The following is a 16,673-nucleotide window of genomic DNA, read 5'->3' as shown; positions in this document are numbered from 1 at the left end:
CAAGATGAGTGTGAGTACGGCCGAACGCGACCGCCTGCCCAAACAGGACCGCAGCCGGGCCACCCGGCAGCGGCTCCTGGAGGCCGCCGTGGCCTGCCTCGCCGAACACGGCTGGGCGGGCTCCACGGTCTCCGTCGTCGCGGAACGTGCCGGAGTCTCCCGCGGGGCCGCCCAGCACCACTTCCGTACCCGTGAGGACCTGTTCACCGCGGCCGTGGAGTACGTCGCCGAGGAACGCTCCACGGCCCTGCGCGCCCTGTTCCCCGAGGGCGCCGCCGACCGCCGCGCCGTCGTCTCCGCCCTCGTCGGCCTCTACACCGGCCCCCTCTTCCGCGCCGCCCTCCACCTGTGGGTCGCCGCCTCCAACGAGGACCAGCTGCGCCCCCGCGTCACGGAGCTGGAGGCCCGCGTCGGCCGCGAGACCCACCGCATAGCGGTGGAACTGCTCGGCGCAGACGAGTCCCGCCCCGGCGTCCGCGAGACGGTCCAGGGCCTTCTCGACATGGCCCGCGGCCTGGGCCTGGCCAACCTCCTCACGGACGACACGGGCCGCCGCGAACGGGTGGTCGCCCAGTGGACGGCGCTGCTGGAGAACACGCTGGGCTGAGGGCTGGGTCCCACGCTGATGGCGGTCGGGGCTGACGGCGGGTCCGGGGTGCGACGCCGCGCGGCCCGAGCAGCTGATGTCGGGACTGGGGGGCTTACCGCGGGGCCCGAGGGATTTCGCCCTGCTCAAGCGGTACGGCCGGAGCGGCCGCCGCGGAGGGTCGCGGGATTGCCGACGGCGTCTGAGGGCCTCAGGGCGCGGGCCGATGCGTTTGACGCCGGGCCAGGGGCAGGGGCCGGAGGAGCTCCGCCGGTCCAAAAGTACGGCCGGCGCGTGCCGACGGGGTGACGCCGGGACGCGGGCGCCGGCGGGGTGCGGGGCTGTCCTCGGGTTCCACGGGTTTTTCATGGGGCGCGTTACCCTTGGCGCATGCTTCCGATGCTCGTTCGACGCCGTCACGTGGACTACGTGCGCGTCACGAGCATGGGCTGTCGGCTTTCGGCCTGAATCAGCCCCTTTATTCTCCCGTCTTTTACGGCATTCTGGGCGCCGCCCTACCCTCGGCGGCCTGCCCGTGGCCCACACACCCTGTGGACGCATTCATGACGACGCACATCGCGACGACCCCGTCGTACGATCAACTCCCGATCATCGACCTGTCGGCCGCCGACCGCGGCCCCCAGGCCCGCGCCCTCCTCCACGCCCAGTTGCACAGCGCCGCCCACGACGTCGGCTTCTTCCAGCTCGTCGGGCACGGCGTCACCCGTGCCGAGACGGACGCGCTGGTCAGCGCGATGCGCGCCTTCTTCGCGCTCCCCGCGGCCGACCGGCTCGCCCTCGACAACGTGAACTCGCCCCACTTCCGCGGCTACACCCGCACCGGCGACGAACGCACCCAGGGCGCCCGCGACTGGCGCGACCAGCTCGACATAGGCGCCGAACGCCCCGCTCACGTGCCCGCACCGGGCGAACCGGCCTACTGGTGGCTGCAGGGCCCCAACCAGTGGCCCGCCGCCCTCCCCGAACTGCGCACGGCCGCACTCGCCTGGATCGACAGGCTCAGCGGCGTCGCCGGCCGCCTCCTGCACGAGCTGCTCGCCGCCATCGGCGCCCCCGCCGACTTCTACGACCCGGTCTTCGGCGAGAGCGCCCACCCGCACCTCAAGCTCGTGCGTTACCCCGGCAGCGCCGACGACGGCACGGAACAGGGCGTCGGCGCCCACAAGGACTACGGCTTCCTGACGCTGCTGCTCCAGGACACGGTCGGCGGACTGCAGGTCCAGCGCGAGGACGGGCTCTTCCACGACGTGCCGCCGCTGGAGGGCGCCTTCGTGGTCAACCTGGGCGAGCTGCTCGAAGTGGCGACGAACGGCTATCTGATCGCCACCAACCACCGCGTCGTCAGCCCGCCCGGCGCCACCGAGCGCTTCTCCGTCCCGTTCTTCTACAACCCGCGGCTCGACGCCCGGGTGGAGCCGCTGCCCTTCCCGCATGCGACCAACGCCCCGGGCATCACCGACGACCCCGCCAACCCGCTCTTCGCCGAGTACGGCTACAACGAGCTCAAGGGCAAGCTGAGGGCCCACCCGCTGGTGGCGGAACGGCACCACGCGGACCTGCTCAGCCCGGCGTGAAGAGCGACTAGTGGGCGATGGCCGCGTAGCCCTCGATCTCCCGCGGGCTGCGCGGCCCCGGCCCCACATACCGGGCGGACGGCCGGACCAGCCGCCCGGTCCGCTTCTGCTCGAGGATGTGCGCCGACCAGCCCGCCGTACGGGCGCACGTGAACATCGACGTGAACATGTGCGCCGGAACCTCCGCGAAGTCCAGCATGATCGCCGCCCAGAACTCCACGTTCGTGGCCAGCACCCGGTCCGGACGGCGGTTGTGCAGCTCCTCCAGCGCCGCCTTCTCCAGCGCCTCGGCGATCTCGAACCGCGGAGCGCCCAGCTCACGGGCCGTACGGCGCAGCACACGCGCGCGCGGGTCCTCGGCCCGGTACACCCGGTGCCCGAACCCCATCAGCCGCTCACCCTTGTCCAGGGCCCGCTTGACGTAGGCCTCCGCGTCGCCCGTCCGCTCGATCTCCTCGATCATCCCGAGGACGCGGGAGGGGGCGCCGCCGTGCAGCGGTCCGGACATGGCGCCCACGGCACCGGACAGCGCGGCCGCCACATCGGCGCCGGTCGAGGCGATGACCCGGGCGGTGAAGGTGGAGGCGTTCATGCCGTGCTCGGCGGCCGACGTCCAGTAGGCGTCGACGGCCGCGACGTGCTTGGGGTCGGGCTCGCCCCGCCAGCGGATCATGAACCGCTCGACGACCGAGTGCGCCTTGTCGATCTCCCGCTGCGGCACCATCGGCAGGCCCTGCCCGCGGGCGGACTGGGCGACGTACGAGAGCGCCATCACCGCGGCGCGGGCGAGGTCGTCGCGCGCCTGCTCCTCGTCGATGTCTAGGAGCGGTTTCAGGCCCCACACGGGGGCGAGCATGGCGAGCGCCGACTGTACGTCCACCCGGATGTCACCCGAGTGGACGGGAATGGGGAACGGCTCGGCGGGCGGCAGCCCAGGATTGAAGGCTCCGTCCACCAGCAGCCCCCATACGTTGCCGAACGAGACATGACCGACGAGGTCCTCGATGTCGACCCCCCGGTAGCGCAGGGCGCCACCCTCCTTGTCCGGTTCGGCGATCTCCGTCTCGAACGCGACGACTCCTTCGAGCCCGGGTACGAAGTCGGACATCAGGCGGCTCCTAGATGATGTGTGCGGCGCGCGGAAGAATGCCTGGAAGCGGGTGCCGCAGCGGCTCCACGGTCACTCTCGGGACTCGCGGTCCGAAACGGTCACCCCGGTGATGCCCCGAACGGTTGGTGGTCACCCAACCGGAACGGCATCTGAACGATATCTCCGAGTGCCACCTTTGGGGAGCCCAAGCGGCACTCAGTGCCACGCGAAGTCGTACGTGCATACGGCAAGATGACCGCGTGACCGACCATGAACCCATCCTCGACCCGGCCGCCATGCGCAAGCACTACCGGGTCGAAGGCTTCGAGGAGAGCGATCTCGCCGCTCACCCGATGGACCAGTTCACCCTCTGGTTCGAGCAGGCCGCACGGGCTGCCGCGGGTGGCACGATCTACGAGCCCAACGCCATGGTCGTCTCCACGGCGGACGCCGAGGGCCGCCCCAGCTCACGCACGGTTCTGATGAAGCAGTACGACACACAGGGCTTCGTCTTCTACACGAACTACGACTCCCGCAAGGCGCAGGACCTCGCCGCGAACCCGCATGTCTCCCTGCTCTTCCCCTGGCACCCCATCGCCCGCCAGATCATCGTCACCGGCACCGCCCACCGCACCGGGCGGGACGAGACGGCGGCGTACTTCCGCACCCGCCCCCACGGCTCCCAGCTGGGCGCCTGGGCCAGTGCCCAGTCCTCGGTGATCTCCTCCCGGGCCGAACTCGACGCCTCCTACGCCGAACTCTCCGCCCGCTACCCGGAGGGCGAACAGGTCCCGGTGCCCCCGCACTGGGGCGGCTTCCGCGTGGCGCCACGGGCGATGGAGTTCTGGCAGGGCCGGAACAACCGCCTCCACGACCGCCTGCGCTACGTCGCCGAGCCGGACGGCACCTGGAGGGTGGAACGCCTGAGCCCGTGAAGCGCGGGCGGTCCCCGAAACGCAGACGACCCGCGAGCTCGGGTCCTTCGCCTCGGCGAAGAAGCCGGCCGGACGTACCGGCGAGCTCGCGGGTCGGGTGACTGCTGGGATTGGGCCGGCTGCACGCGTGTCTCACGTGCTGGTCCGGCACCGCACTGGGTGTGGTGGCGAGCCGCTAGCCCGCAGTCACCTCACGCGTCCGGTTTTCATACATCTGCCGAACCACCTCCCTTCTCGTGTGCATCACACACTAGGAACCGTTCGGCGACCGATCAACCATTTTTTCTCGACCACGATGGCTCTAGCGTTCCCGCCATGACGGAGCGGCGTGCGGTACTCAGTGGTTCGGTGTTCGAGGAGCAGATCGGGTATGCGCGGGCGGTGATCGACGGGGACTGGGTGCATGTCTCCGGGACCACTGGATTCGACTACACGACCATGACGATCTCCGAGGACGTGGTGGAGCAGGCCGAGCAGTGTCTGCGGAACATCGGGGACGCGCTGGCGCAGGCGGGGTGCGGGTTCTCCGACGTCGTACGGGTGCGGTATCTGCTGCCCGAGCGGGAGGACTTCGAGCCGTGCTGGCCGGTGTTGCGGCGGGTGTTCGGCGAGGTGCGGCCGGCGGCGACGATGATGATGTGCGGGCTCGCGGATCCCCGGATGCGGATCGAGATCGAGGTGTATGCGCGACGGCCCTCGCGATCGGCGCCGGCCTCGTAGTCTGCCCGAGTGACTGATCTTCGGATAACGGCCGTGGACGGCGAGGCCATGCTGGAGCAGTGGCGGCACGTCCACAACGTGATCGTGCCGCCCGCCGCGATGGGCCTGGACGAGGTCCGCGAGCGGGCGGGGCGTTACCTGCTGGAGAACGCGTACGTGGGGGACGTGCTCGTCGGCTGTTCCACCGTGCGGCCGCCGCAGGGGGAGGACGCGGTGGCGACGGTCATCGCCCGGGTGCTGCCGGAGTACCGGCGACGCGGGTACGGGGCCGCGCTGTACGAGAACGGCCTCGCGCACGCGCGCGTGCTCGGTGCCCGGGCGGTCGAGACATGTGTCCTCGCGGTCAACGAGGACGGGCTGCAATTCGCCGCGAAGCACGGGTTCGCCGAGGTCGAGCGGTATGTGCTGGAGGGCGAGAGCGACCTGTGGGTGGACCTCAGGCTGGCGTCCGACGACGGCCTCTAGGGCATGGTTCGGCGCAGTCGGGACGCGGCGGTCTGTTACAACGATTCCTTCAATCTTGTGGGAACCAAGTGTGTGCTGCGTCACGTTCGAGTTGAATGAAAGGGAGTGAGCGAACTTTCGCGCCGTACGTGCGGACGCAGCCTGCAGGGGGTCCAGGTGAGTGCTTCCCGGCGTAGTGGGACCACCGATGAGCTGGGGCCCGACGAGCCCGAGCCCACCGGCGGCGGCCCCGTGACCGACGACGGCCCGGACGGCTCGGGCGGCTCCGATCTGCTCGCCGCCCTGCTGGACGGGATGGACGCGGCCCTGTGCGCCTTCGACGCGGACGGGGTGGTGACGCACTGGAACCGTGAGGCGGAGCGCATCCTCGGCTGGACCGCGGCCGAGGCGGTGGGCAGGCAGGGGTTCGCCGGCTGGGCGGTGCGCGAGGCGGACGCCGAGGAGGTCGAGGAGCGGCTGCTGTCCGTGATGCACGCCCCCGGCCGGCAGGTGCACGAGTTCGCGCTGGTCACCAAGGACGGGGGCCGGGTCCTCGTACGGACGCAGTCCGCCGCCGTACGCGGTCCGGACGGGAAGCCCGCGGGTGTGTACTGCGCCTTCAGCGAGGTGCACGCGCAGATAGACCTGGAGCGTTCCATCGCGCTCAGCGAGGCGCTGTTCGAGGACGCGTCGTGGGGTGTCGTGCTGGTCGACGCGGATCTGCGGCCGGCCGTGGTGAACGCGCACGCGGCCCGGGCGCTGGGCATCGGGCGCACGTCCGTGCTGGGGCGGCCGCTCGGCGAGCTGCTCGCCCAGGGGGTCGAGGAACTGGAGAGCGCGCTCACCCATGTGCTGGCCGAGGGCGCTCCGCCCGCGCCCGCCGAGATGTGGGTGAGCGTGCGGACGCCGGAGGGCGAGAAACGGCGCTGCTGGCGGAGCGGGTTCCTGCGGCTGGCCTCGCCGCTCGCGGAGGAGCCGGTGCCGCTCGGGGTGGGCTGGCTGTTCCAGGACGTGACCGAGGCCAAGCAGGGCGAGCAGGAGGCGGCGATGCTGCGCTTCCGCGCCAACCAGCTGCACCGGGCGGCCCGGGCGGCCGCGGAGTGCGAGGACCCGGCGGAGGCGGCCACCGTGCACCTCGACTTCGCGCTCGCCGGTTTCGCCGACCACGCCCTGATCGACCGGGTGGCGGGCGATGCGCGGGCCGACGGGGAGTCGGGGCCGGTACGGCTGGTGCGGGTGGCCGAGACGCCCGCCGGGGCGCCGGGGCCGAGCGTGCTCACCGGTCATGCCGGGCTGCCCGTGCGCTACGAGGAGGGGCATCCCGCCCTGCAGTGCGTGGAGCGGGCCGGATCGGTGCGGGCCGATGCCGGGTCCGTCCCGGCGGAGCGGGCCCGGGAGTGGGCGCTGGCCCGGCAGTGGCCGGGTGACGCCGTACACGCGATGTGCGCGGTGCTGCGCAGCCGGGGGCGGACGTTGGGAGTCGTGACGTTTCTGCGCGGGGCCGGGCGGAACCGCTTCGAGCGGACCGACGCGACGTATGCGGAGGACGTGGCGGTGCGGATCGGGGCCTCGCTGGATCTGGCCGGGGTGCTGGAGGAGAAGTAGTCCGCAGGGGTGGTCCGCGTACGCGGGTCGTCAGTGCCGGTAGAAGATCCGGTCGCGGTACTCCTCCATGATCTGGCCGTTCCACTCGTGGCCGCCGTCGACGTTTCCGGAGCGCAGGAGCGGGGGCTCGACGCCGCGGTCGGCCAGTGTGGTGGCCGTCGTGGCCATGACCGCCTGGAGGAGGGCGGCGGTGACGACCGTGGAGGCGGGGGCGAAGGGGGCCGGGATGGCCTCGTGGGTGAGTTCCGCGTCGCCGACCGCGATCTTCGAGTCGAGGACGATGTCGCAGTGGTCCTTGAGGTACGTCCCCGAGGCGTGCCGGGACTTCGTCTGCGAGGCGTACGCCACCGACGTCACACCGATGACCCGGATGCCCAGGGCGCGGGCGTTCGTCGCCATCTCCACGGGCAGGGAGTTGCGGCCGGAGAGGGAGATGATCACGAGGGCGTCGCCTGCGCGGATCGGCGCGGTGTCCAGGACGGCGGCGGCGAGTCCGTCCACACGTTCGAGGGCGGAGCCGAGGGTGGCGGGGGTGACGTCGACGCCCACGACGCCCGGGACGGCGAGCAGGTTCATCAGGGCGAGGCCGCCGGCGCGGTAGACGACGTCCTGGGCGGCGAGGGAGGAGTGGCCGGCGCCGAAGGCGAACAGCCGGCCACCGGCCTGGACGGTGTCGGCGAGCAGGGTGCCGGCGGCCGCGATGGCCCCGGACTCCTCGTCGCGGACCCGTTGCAGCAGGCCGATGGCGGCGTCGAAGAACTGGTCGGCCGGCGTGCCGTCGCTCATGCGGTGCCCCTTCGCAGCGTCTGTGTCGCGGATCACCGTGCGGTCTGGACCAGTGCGGTGTCAATACGGCCGGAAGTCCGGGGCGCCGGTGTCGGGTCGCCTGGCTGAGCGGCCGCGCCGCCCCCGTTTTCCCGGTGCGGCACGCTTGTCAGTGGGATCCGGCAGAATTGGTGCCAGGGCCAGCGCACGCGCCGGACTTCCGGCAGAGGTAATCGAGGGGCACGTATGTCCGGACTGATCGACACCACGGAGATGTATCTCCGCACCATCCTCGAACTCGAAGAGGAAGGCGTCGTCCCCATGCGCGCCCGCATCGCGGAGCGGCTGGACCAGAGCGGGCCGACGGTGAGCCAGACGGTGGCGCGGATGGAGCGCGACGGTCTGGTGTCCGTCGCGAGCGACCGCCATCTGGAGCTCACCGACGAGGGCCGCCGCCTGGCCACGCGCGTCATGCGCAAGCACCGGCTCGCGGAGTGTCTGCTGGTCGACGTGATCGGCCTGGAGTGGGAGCAGGTGCACGCCGAGGCGTGTCGCTGGGAGCACGTGATGAGCGAGGCCGTCGAGCGGCGCGTGCTGGAGCTGCTGCGCCACCCGACCGAGTCGCCGTACGGCAACCCGATCCCCGGTCTGGAGGAGCTCGGCGAGAAGGACGGTGCCGACCCGTTCCTCGACGAGGGCATGGTGTCGCTGGCCGACCTCGACCCGGGCACCGACGGCAAGACGGTCGTCGTCCGCCGGATCGGCGAGCCCATCCAGACCGACGCCCAGCTGATGTACACGCTGCGCCGGGCGGGTGTGCAGCCCGGTTCGGTGGTGAGCGTCACCGAGTCGGCGGGCGGTGTGCTCGTGGGCAGCGGCGGCGAGGCGGCCGAGCTGGAGGCGGACGTCGCCTCTCATGTCTTCGTCGCCAAGCGCTGACCGGCTCCGACCTTCGTATATGTCAACTCCCGTGCTGCGAGGGGCAGTTGTGGCGCCCCGTCGAGCGCGCCGAATCCAAGATTCAGTGCGCCGAATCGCAGCGCTCGGGCGCTTCGCGTGCAAGGCTGTCGCGAGAGGCATATGACCTGAGGGGGCGGGGAGGATGTGCCGCAGGCACGTGGATGGCCCCGGCGCCTTGCGGCGCCGGGGCCTGTCCTCCCCTGTGCTGACCCGGAGCCCCGAGCTCTCAGGGTCATCCCCCTCGGACCGTTTTCCCCGAGCGGTCCGCCTCCCGCTGAAGAAATCCCCTCGACAGCGGCGATCATGCCTCAAAAGATGTCACTCGATTGAGGGGTGTTGTCCGCAGAGACAGAATTTTCGAATGGGCATTCGATAATCTGGGGTCGGAACACAGGCAACGCAGCGGTACGACGGCACGACAGCAGCGGTCCGAGCGGAGCTAGGGGGGTGCCAGCCCATGGCACGGCGCATCGACGTGACGGGAGCGGGCGGCGTACGCCTCGCGGCCTGGGAGTTCGCCGACCCTCCCAAGGCGGATCCGGACCAGGCACATCCCGGTGTGCTGTTACTGCACGGCCTGATGGGCCGTGCCTCGCACTGGGCGTCCACCGCCCGCTGGCTCTCCGAGCGGCATCGCGCCGTCGCTCTCGACCAGCGCGGCCACGGCCAGAGCGACAAGCCCCCGCAGGCCGCGTACACCCGTGAGGCCTATGTCGAGGACGCCGAGGCGGCCCTCGAACAGCTCGGCCTCGCCCCGGCCGTCCTCATCGGCCACGCCATGGGCGCGCTGACCGCCTGGCAGCTCGCCGCCAAACGCCCCGAGCTGGTGCGGGGCCTGATCATCTGCGACATGCGGGCCTCCGCTCTCGGCGCGGCCTCGCAGCGCGAATGGGCCGAATGGTTCAAGTCCTGGCCCGTTCCCTTCGCCACGCTCGCCGACGTACGCAAGTGGTTCGGCGAGGGCGATCCCTGGGTGGAGCGGCCGAACGCCGCGCGCGGGGAGTTCTATGCCGAGGTCATGCACGAGTCCCCCGACGGCTGGCGCCCCGTCTTCGAGCCCGAGCAGATGCTCAAGTCCCGGGAGACCTGGGTGTACGACGCGCACTGGGAGGAGCTGGCGCAGGTCCGCTGCCCCGCGCTCGTCGTGCGCGGCCTCGACGGGGAGCTGGGGCGGGCGGAGGCGCAGGAGATGGTGCGGGTGCTGCCGCTCGGCGAGTATGCCGAGGTCGCCGATGCCGGGCACCTCGTTCACTACGACCAGCCGGTGGCCTGGCGGGCCGCCATCGAGCCGTTTCTCGATGCGGTGAGTGTGGAGTGAGGACGCCTGGGAGCTCGGGGGGTTCTGCTGTGTGGCGGCCGCGGGCTCGTGTGGGTTGATCGCGCAGTTCCCCGCTTTCCCAGGGGGGTGCAGGTGCCGTCAGCCCCTGCTTACCGCCGTCAGAATTTCCGGCAGGTGCTCCGCCGTCCGCGGGGCCGCCAGGCGTAGACCGATGGCGGTGACCCCGGCCCCGTAGGCCGCGCCCACCGGGAGCAGCAGCCAGGTCCACGCCTGCCCGTCCGCGCTCACGTTCAGCCAGATGGTCAGGGTGATGACGGGGGCGCACAGGAGGGCCGCCGCGACCATGCCGCCGAAGATCGAGATCCAGGCGAGGCCCCCCTGGCCGGGCGCCACGTTCTTGTGGCCCTCCTGCGGGATCGAGTACGGAAAGCGGGCCGAGGTCCACGCGCCGGTCGCCAGCATCGCCCCGAGCAGCGCGAAGGACAGCCCGAGCACCTCGGGCAGCCGCGCCCAGTCGCCGAGCATCGCCGTCGTCAGGACGGTCACCAGCGTCGCGTACGGCAGGGTGATCACCAGCAGGGCCAGCGCCCGGCCGCGCAGCTCGACATACGCGTCCCGTGGTGACGCGATGACCATGGCCACCATCCAGAAGGCGGAGGTGTCCTGGCCGAACTGGTTGTACATCTGGATGCCGAGCATCCCGGCGGCGAAGCACGCGAAGTAGATCGAGCCGGTGCCCTGCAACGCGTTGAACACGGGCACGATCAGGCCGATGGCGAGCGAGGTCACCCAGGCGGCCTTGGTCTTGGGGTCGCGCCAGATGTAGCGCAGGCTGCGCTCCATGACCGTACCCGTGCGGCCCGCGGGCAGCAGTCGCCCCAGGCCACTGGACGGGCGTTCCCGGGCGCCGGGGTCGGCGGCCTGGAGGGTGGATGAGTCGGGGGAGGTCATCAGCCGGGTCAGGCCGCGTGCCCACACCGCCACCAGGAGCCCCAGCGCGGCCGCGCAGAGCAGCAGTTGGGCGGCCGCCGTCCCGTACGACCCCTCGCTCACCGACTGCACCGCGCCCACCGCCGACGCGGGCGGCAGCCAGCGCAGCACGTCGGCCACCGGGGCCAATTGGCCGAGCCCGGCGGAACCGAGGCGCTGGGCGCCGAAGTTGACCAGCTGCGCCCCGATCGCGATGACCAGCCCGCTGAGCACGGCCAGATCGCGGCCCTTGCGGCTGGTCAGCAGCCGTACGTTGGCGGTGGCGACGGTGCGCGCGAGGGCCACGCAGACCAGCAGCGCGAGGGCGACGCCGGCGACGGCGGTGACATGGGCGGCCGTGCCGTGCGCCACGGAGAGCACGCAGCCCGCCAGCAGGAGCAGGGTGAACAGCGGCCCGATGCCGACCAGTGAGGCCGCCAGCAGGGCCCGTACCAGCGGGCGCGGCCGCAGGGGCAGCATCACCAGGCGGGTCGGGTCCAGGGTCTCGTCCCCGCCCGGGAAGAACAACGGCATCACCGCCCAGCCGAGCGCCAGCACCGACGTCCCCAGCAGGGCGACGGCGTCGGCGTGCGCGTGCCCGCGCAGGGCGAGCAGACCGACCAGTTGCAGGGCCGCGAACAGCAGCGCGACGACGGCCGACGCGACGAACGCGGCCCGCCGGCCGCCCGACTGCCGCAGCCCGTTGCGCAGCAGGGACAGCTTCAGCCGTACGAGGGTGGAGGTGACGCCGCTCATCGGGCCCCGCCGCCCAGCCAGTCGAGGTCGGAGGCGGCGTCGCGCCCCCGGGCGCCCACGAGCTCCAGGAACGCCCCCTGAAGGGTGGGGTGTTCTCCGCGCACCTCGGCCAGCGGGCCGGTCGCGCGGATACGTCCGGCCGCCAGCACGGCGACCCAGTCGCACAGCGACTCGACGAGCTCCATGACGTGCGAGGAGAAGACGACGGTGGCGCCGGAGGCCGTGTACCGCTCCAGGACGCCCCGGATGGTCTGCGCGGACACCGGGTCGACCCCCTCGAACGGCTCGTCGAGAAAGAGGACCTCGGGGTTGTGGAGGAGAGCGGCCGCGAGCCCGATCTTCTTGCGCATGCCGGTCGAGTAGTCGACGACGAGCTTGTGCTGGGCCCCGGCCAGATCGAGGACGTCGAGGAGCTGCGTGGCCCGCTTGTCGACCTCGCCGCCCGGCAGCCCGCGCAACCGCCCGGAGTATCCGAGCAGTTCCCGGCCCGACAGCCGCTCGAAGAGCCGCAGTCCCTCGGGCAGGACGCCGATCCGCGCCTTGACCGCCACCGGATCCCGCCACACGTCGTGGCCCACGACCTCGACGGACCCGTGATCGGGCCTGAGCAGCCCGGTCACCATGGAGAGGGTGGTGGTCTTCCCGGCCCCGTTGGGCCCCACCAGCCCGATGAACTTCCCCGCGGGCAGATCCAGATCGATCCCGGCGACGGCGACTTGCTGCCCGAACCGCTTCCAGAGCCCGCGTACGCGTACGGCTGCCGCTGCTCCCACCACTGCTGCGTCCGTCATGCTGAAACCCTACGGGGGAGCAGCCGGACTGAAGGGGCGCAGGACTGTGCCGATGTGCGGCTCCGCCGCGTGGATGCGAAAGGCGAACCGCTACCGATCCCGCCCGCACGCATAGGCGAGCGGCGAGATCAACTCCTCCGCGTCCGGCAGCCACCGGTTCGCGGGCGTGGGCCGGCGGGCCCACTGCACGGCGCCACCCGACCCGAAACGCGTGGGCGGCGCGGCCACATAGGCCCCCTCGCCGAGCGTCACCAGGTCGAGTGTCGCCGGGGACCAGCCGAGCCTGCGCACCGAGTCCGGCACCTTCGAGGACACGCCCGGCAGCACGAAGAAGTGCATCCGCCGGTCCGGGGTGAGCGTCACCGGCCCCAGCGTCAGCTCCATCCGCTCCATCCGGGCCAGCGCGAGGAACCCGGCGGTCTCCGGGACGGACAGCGCGTCGAAGGTCCGTCCGGTCGGCAGCAGGATCGACGCCGTCGGCTGCTTCTGCCACATCCGGCGGGCGACGGTCGCGCTGCCGGTCGCCTGGGTCTGCCAGTCCGCGCGCGCGGGATGCGCCCCCGGTGCCGCGCACGCAACGTGGTCGCAGGAGCAGCGCTGCACCCCGTCGACGGCTTCCAGCCAGGTGCCTGGGACCACGTCCCAGTGGCGCTCCTCGGCGTAGCGTACGGCGGTCTCCAGCAGCGATTCCCCGCGCTGCTTCGGAATCCGGGCGGCTTCGGTACCTGCGATCGTCTCGTCCACGTTCCACTCAACTCCCGCGCTCACCTGGAGTTACGGGCGTAGCGCGCGCGGGGGAGGAGCATCGATTCGGCGGCCGGGGCGCATGGGTGCACATGCGGGGGCGCGCGGGAGGAACCGTGGAGTGAGGTGGGTAGCCACGTGTGGGGGTCGGCAGCAGCCTTTACCCCGGCAATCCTCGCATGTCCCGCATTTTAGGTATGCCCGCGGGGCATCGATCTTCACGGCCGGATCTTTCCGCTTCAGGGGTTCGCAGGGGGTTATGCCATGGCCGCGAGGCCTCTCGTCGCGCGACAGCCGAACGAACGGCTGCAGGCGCTCATCCAGGAGGCGGGGTGCTCGAACGCCGGGCTCGCCCGCCGGGTCAACATGTGCGGTGCCGAGCACGGTCTCGACCTGCGCTACGACAAGACGTCCGTGGCCCGCTGGCTGCGCGGACAGCAGCCGCGGGGCCGGGCGCCCGCGATCATCGCCGAGGCGCTCGGCCGCAAGCTGGGCCGTACGGTCACGATCGACGAGATCGGCATGGCCAACGGCAAGAACCTCGCCTCGGGCGTGGGTCTCCAGTTCTCGCCGACGGTACTGGGGGCCATCGAGCAGGTCTGCGAGCTGTGGCGCAGTGACGTGGGCCGGCGGGACTTCCTGTCCGGCTCCTCCGTCGCCGCGTCCGCGCTCGTCGAGCCGAGCCGCGACTGGCTGATCTCGGCGCCGGACTCGCAGGTGGCGCGCCAGGCCGGACCGCGCGTGGGGCACTCCGACGTGGCGGCCGTCCGCGCGATGACGCAGGCGCTGACCGACCTCGACCACCAGTACGGCAGCGGGCATGTGCGCCCGGTCGTCGTGCACTACCTCAACAGCGTCGTATCCGGGCTGCTCGCCGGCTCCTACCGGGAGGCGGTCGGCCGCGATCTGTTCGCCGCGGTGGCCCGGCTGACCGAGCTGGCCGGGTACATGGCCGTCGACACCGGCCAGCCGGGGCTCGCCCAGCGCTACTACATCCAGTCCCTGCGCCTGGCGCAGGCGGCGGGCGACCGCGGGTACGGCGGTTATGTGCTGGCCGCCTCCATGAGCCACCTCGCCGCGCAGCTCGGAAACCCGCGGGAGATCGCGCAGCTCGCGCGGGCGGCGCAGGAAGGGGCGCGGGGGCGCGTGACTCCGCGCGCGGAGGCGATGTTCTTCGCCGCCGAGGCGCGCGGCCATGCCCTGCTGGGCGATGTGCGGGCCGCCCAGGCGGCGTCCGGGCGGGCGATCACCGCCATGGAGTCGGCCGACGCCGACTCCGGGGACGACCCGGCGTGGATCGCGCACTTCGACGAGGCCTACCTGGCCGACGAGCTGGCGCACTGCCACCGCGACCTGGGGCAGGCCGAGGCGGCGGCGCGGTGCGCGGAGCAGTCGCTGGCCGGACATCCCGAGAAGCGGGCGCGCCGGCGGGCGATCGGCTATGTGTTGCTCGCCACGGCACAGGTGCAGCAGCGTGAGATCGAACAGGCGTGCAGTACGGGCATGAAGGCGGTCGAACTCCTCGAGACGCTCCGCTCCAACCGGGGCGCTGAGTACCTGGAGGACTTCCAGCAGCGGCTGGAGCCGTACCGGGACGAGCCCGTGGTGCGGGAGTTCGGGGCGCGGCTGGACGTGCAACAGGCCGCGTGAACAAGCGCCCTGTGGGTGCGTGAACGAGCGGGAAACGGCCCGTTTATGCGCAGGGGACACACAGGAGGTGCCATTAACAGCGCGCCACGGGGCGGTTCTGTTACTGCTGTCACAGGGAGCAAGATCGCCGTTGAGCTGCGTGGCACCCGGCTCGGGGGACCCGGTAGCGTGACCCGACGATTCCGAAAGTCCCCCATTCGTAGGAGTCCCGGTGACGCAGAGTGGACAGGGCGAGCCCGCACGCGAAGGCATCGTGCTGCCCTCCGACGGCAGCGAGCCCGTGCTGCCGGGAATGGCGGCCGGACCTGCCGCGCGCCCGGCCGCTCCGACGGGCGGGCCCCCGGCCGGGGCCCCGACCGGCGGCCAGGCCTGGGGTCAGCCGTGGGGTCCCGACCCGCGGCAGGCCCCCCAGCCCGGCGAGGGCTGGCCCCCCGCGGCGGCCCAGCAGTGGGGCACCCCGGAGCAGCCCGCCCCGTGGCAGCCGCAGGAGGCCCCGGCCATGCCCGGCGCCGGTCCGCTGCCCCCGGAGGGCGCGGCGCCGACGTACGGCGGCCAGGACTCGGGCTACGGCTTGCCGCAGCCCTACGGCTCCGAGCAGCACCAGCTGCCGTACGCACAAAGCGGCCAGGCGGCCCAGCCCCTGCCGCCCGCCGTGCCCGACCCGTACGCCGGGCAGGGCGCCGGAGCGGGGGCGTACCCGCAGGCCGCCGCTCCCGTCGACGAGGGCGCCACCCAGTACATACCCCCGGTCCCGGCGGCCGGTCCCGCTCCCGTGGACGAGGGAGCGACCCAGTACATATCCCCGGTGGCAGCGGGGGCGATGCCGCCCGAGGCCCCCTCCGAGGAGACACGGTTCCTGGGGCGCGCGGCGCAGCCCGCCGCCCACCCCGATGCCCAGGCCACGCAGTACATCGCTCCGGTGACCGATCCGTACGGCGGCGGCGACCGGCTGCCGCCGTCCGACTTCGACAACCTCTTCCGCAGCGGGCCCGGTGGCGGCGCCCCGGCCGGGTCCACACAGCAGCTCCCGCGTGTCCAGGAGGCCCCGGGCGGCTACCCCGGGCAGCCCTCGTACTCCCCGCCGGGACCCGGTGGCGGGCGGCGCGCGGACTATGCGGACTTTGACGACGACGATGGCGGCCGCGGCGGCCGTTCCGGCTCGAAGGTGCCGCTCATCGCGGCCATCGGCGTCGGCCTCGCCGTCCTCGGCGTCGGCGCGGGCGCGATGCTCAGCGGCGGTGGCGGCGGCGACCAGGGCAACGCCAACAAGAACGTGGCCGCCTCGGCCCCCGCGACCGGCGAGTCCGCCTCCGCGGCCGCAGACCCGGCCCAGCAGCAGGCCGTCGCGCTGGACAAGCTGCTCGCCGACAGCGGCAGCAGCCGGGCGTCGGTGATCAGGGCCGTGGCCAATGTGAAGGCCTGCAACAACCTGGACACGGCCGCCTCGGACCTGCGTGACGCGGCCAAGCAGCGCAACGAGCTGGTCACCCGCCTGTCGAAGCTGTCCGTCGACAAGCTGCCGAACAACGCCGCGCTGACCGCCGCCCTCAACAAGGCCTGGCAGGCGTCCGCGTCGGCCGACAACCACTACGCGGCCTGGGCCGACCAGATCTCCGGCAAGCACGGCTGCAGACACGGCCAGGCCCGCAGCACCGGCCAGACCCAGGCGGGCAACCGTGAGAGCGGCACCGCCAGCACCCAGAAGGTCACGGCGGCGCAGCTGTGGAACGCGATCGCCGGGAAGTACGGCCTCACCCAGCGCCAGCCGACCCAGCTCTGAGCCG

At 72.2% G+C, this 16,673-nt stretch carries 15 protein-coding genes; 10 read left to right on the top strand and 5 right to left on the bottom strand.

Going from position 1 to position 16,673, the window contains the following annotated elements; translation table 11 throughout:
- Positions 1 to 4 precede the first annotated feature (4 nt).
- The gene (locus Q8A52_RS05945) at positions 5 to 607 is read left to right on the top strand and encodes a TetR/AcrR family transcriptional regulator (RefSeq protein WP_316749565.1); all 603 of its coding nucleotides are present in this window, start codon (positions 5 to 7) and stop codon (positions 605 to 607) included.
- A gap of 542 nt (positions 608 to 1,149) precedes the next feature.
- Positions 1,150 to 2,181: an isopenicillin N synthase family dioxygenase gene (locus tag Q8A52_RS05940; protein ID WP_316749563.1), complete on the top strand. Its 1,032-nt coding sequence runs from the start codon at positions 1,150 to 1,152 to the stop codon at positions 2,179 to 2,181.
- 7 nt (positions 2,182 to 2,188) lie between these two features.
- On the opposite strand, the gene Q8A52_RS05935 is transcribed toward Q8A52_RS05940, so the two are convergent.
- Positions 2,189 to 3,289 (bottom strand): citrate synthase 2, encoded by a 1,101-nt coding sequence (locus Q8A52_RS05935; protein ID WP_316749561.1) that lies wholly within the window; start codon positions 3,287 to 3,289, stop codon positions 2,189 to 2,191.
- A 278-nt stretch (positions 3,290 to 3,567) separates the two neighbouring features.
- On the opposite strand from Q8A52_RS05935, the gene pdxH reads away from it, so the two are divergent.
- The 4 genes from pdxH (at position 3,568) to Q8A52_RS05915 (ending at position 6,975) form a co-directional block, all read left to right on the top strand.
- Positions 3,568 to 4,206 carry a pyridoxamine 5'-phosphate oxidase gene (gene pdxH / locus Q8A52_RS05930; protein ID WP_316749978.1) on the top strand — a complete coding sequence of 213 codons (639 nt, stop codon included), beginning with the start codon at positions 3,568 to 3,570 and terminating at the stop codon, positions 4,204 to 4,206.
- Positions 4,207 to 4,521: 315 nt separating this feature from the next.
- Positions 4,522 to 4,926, top strand: coding sequence for a RidA family protein (locus Q8A52_RS05925; protein WP_316749559.1), 405 nt, complete (start codon positions 4,522 to 4,524; stop codon positions 4,924 to 4,926).
- 9 nt (positions 4,927 to 4,935) lie between these two features.
- Positions 4,936 to 5,391, top strand: a complete 456-nt coding sequence (locus Q8A52_RS05920) for a GNAT family N-acetyltransferase (protein ID WP_316749557.1) — start codon at positions 4,936 to 4,938, stop codon at positions 5,389 to 5,391.
- Positions 5,392 to 5,547: 156 nt separating this feature from the next.
- On the top strand, positions 5,548 to 6,975 hold the full coding sequence (locus tag Q8A52_RS05915) for a PAS domain-containing protein (RefSeq protein WP_316749555.1): 1,428 nt from the start codon (positions 5,548 to 5,550) through the stop codon (positions 6,973 to 6,975).
- A 30-nt stretch (positions 6,976 to 7,005) separates the two neighbouring features.
- Here Q8A52_RS05915 and Q8A52_RS05910 read toward each other — a convergent pair whose 3' ends face one another.
- On the bottom strand, positions 7,006 to 7,761 hold the full coding sequence (locus tag Q8A52_RS05910) for an SIS domain-containing protein (protein WP_316749553.1): 756 nt from the start codon (positions 7,759 to 7,761) through the stop codon (positions 7,006 to 7,008).
- Positions 7,762 to 7,986: 225 nt separating this feature from the next.
- Between Q8A52_RS05910 and Q8A52_RS05905 the strand changes: the two genes are divergently transcribed.
- Positions 7,987 to 8,679: a metal-dependent transcriptional regulator gene (locus Q8A52_RS05905; protein WP_116150442.1), complete on the top strand. Its 693-nt coding sequence runs from the start codon at positions 7,987 to 7,989 to the stop codon at positions 8,677 to 8,679.
- 478 nt (positions 8,680 to 9,157) lie between these two features.
- Positions 9,158 to 10,018, top strand: a complete 861-nt coding sequence (locus Q8A52_RS05900) for an alpha/beta fold hydrolase (protein ID WP_316749549.1) — start codon at positions 9,158 to 9,160, stop codon at positions 10,016 to 10,018.
- A gap of 99 nt (positions 10,019 to 10,117) precedes the next feature.
- On the opposite strand, the gene Q8A52_RS05895 is transcribed toward Q8A52_RS05900, so the two are convergent.
- From Q8A52_RS05895 to Q8A52_RS05885, 3 genes are all read right to left on the bottom strand, one after another.
- Positions 10,118 to 11,704 (bottom strand): transporter, encoded by a 1,587-nt coding sequence (locus Q8A52_RS05895; RefSeq protein ID WP_316749547.1) that lies wholly within the window; start codon positions 11,702 to 11,704, stop codon positions 10,118 to 10,120.
- Positions 11,701 to 12,495, bottom strand: coding sequence for an ABC transporter ATP-binding protein (locus tag Q8A52_RS05890; protein ID WP_316749545.1), 795 nt, complete (start codon positions 12,493 to 12,495; stop codon positions 11,701 to 11,703). The genes Q8A52_RS05895 and Q8A52_RS05890 overlap by 4 nt, the downstream gene beginning before the upstream one ends.
- 90 nt (positions 12,496 to 12,585) lie before the next feature.
- Entirely contained in the window at positions 12,586 to 13,239 is a 654-nt protein-coding gene (locus Q8A52_RS05885) for a bifunctional DNA primase/polymerase (protein WP_316749543.1), read from the bottom strand.
- 264 nt (positions 13,240 to 13,503) lie between these two features.
- On the opposite strand from Q8A52_RS05885, the gene Q8A52_RS05880 reads away from it, so the two are divergent.
- A complete protein-coding gene (locus tag Q8A52_RS05880) occupies positions 13,504 to 14,889 on the top strand; it encodes a transcriptional regulator (protein ID WP_316749541.1) in 1,386 nt (461 codons plus the stop codon).
- Positions 14,890 to 15,100: 211 nt separating this feature from the next.
- Positions 15,101 to 16,669: a hypothetical protein gene (locus Q8A52_RS05875; RefSeq protein WP_316749539.1), complete on the top strand. Its 1,569-nt coding sequence runs from the start codon at positions 15,101 to 15,103 to the stop codon at positions 16,667 to 16,669.
- The last annotated feature ends 4 nt before the right edge of the window (positions 16,670 to 16,673 follow it).

Source organism: Streptomyces herbicida, from assembly GCF_032656585.1.
Lineage (GTDB): Bacteria > Actinomycetota > Actinomycetes > Streptomycetales > Streptomycetaceae > Streptomyces > Streptomyces herbicida.
Note: the sequence above shows the minus strand (reverse complement) of the source record. Positions and strands in the feature narration are given on the sequence as shown.

Bases quoted from the DNA above. Each gene is read 5' to 3' on its own strand.
- Q8A52_RS05945 (WP_316749565.1), top strand. From the start codon at position 5: ATGAGTGTGAGTACGGCCGAACGCGACCGCCTGCCCAAACAGGACCGC.
- Q8A52_RS05940 (WP_316749563.1), top strand. From the start codon at position 1,150: ATGACGACGCACATCGCGACGACCCCGTCGTACGATCAACTCCCGATC.
- Q8A52_RS05935 (WP_316749561.1), bottom strand. From the start codon at position 3,289: ATGTCCGACTTCGTACCCGGGCTCGAAGGAGTCGTCGCGTTCGAGACG.
- pdxH (WP_316749978.1), top strand. From the start codon at position 3,568: ATGCGCAAGCACTACCGGGTCGAAGGCTTCGAGGAGAGCGATCTCGCC.
- Q8A52_RS05925 (WP_316749559.1), top strand. From the start codon at position 4,522: ATGACGGAGCGGCGTGCGGTACTCAGTGGTTCGGTGTTCGAGGAGCAG.
- Q8A52_RS05910 (WP_316749553.1), bottom strand. From the start codon at position 7,761: ATGAGCGACGGCACGCCGGCCGACCAGTTCTTCGACGCCGCCATCGGC.
- Q8A52_RS05905 (WP_116150442.1), top strand. From the start codon at position 7,987: ATGTCCGGACTGATCGACACCACGGAGATGTATCTCCGCACCATCCTC.
- Q8A52_RS05900 (WP_316749549.1), top strand. From the start codon at position 9,158: ATGGCACGGCGCATCGACGTGACGGGAGCGGGCGGCGTACGCCTCGCG.
- Q8A52_RS05895 (WP_316749547.1), bottom strand. From the start codon at position 11,704: ATGAGCGGCGTCACCTCCACCCTCGTACGGCTGAAGCTGTCCCTGCTG.
- Q8A52_RS05890 (WP_316749545.1), bottom strand. From the start codon at position 12,495: ATGACGGACGCAGCAGTGGTGGGAGCAGCGGCAGCCGTACGCGTACGC.
- Q8A52_RS05880 (WP_316749541.1), top strand. From the start codon at position 13,504: ATGGCCGCGAGGCCTCTCGTCGCGCGACAGCCGAACGAACGGCTGCAG.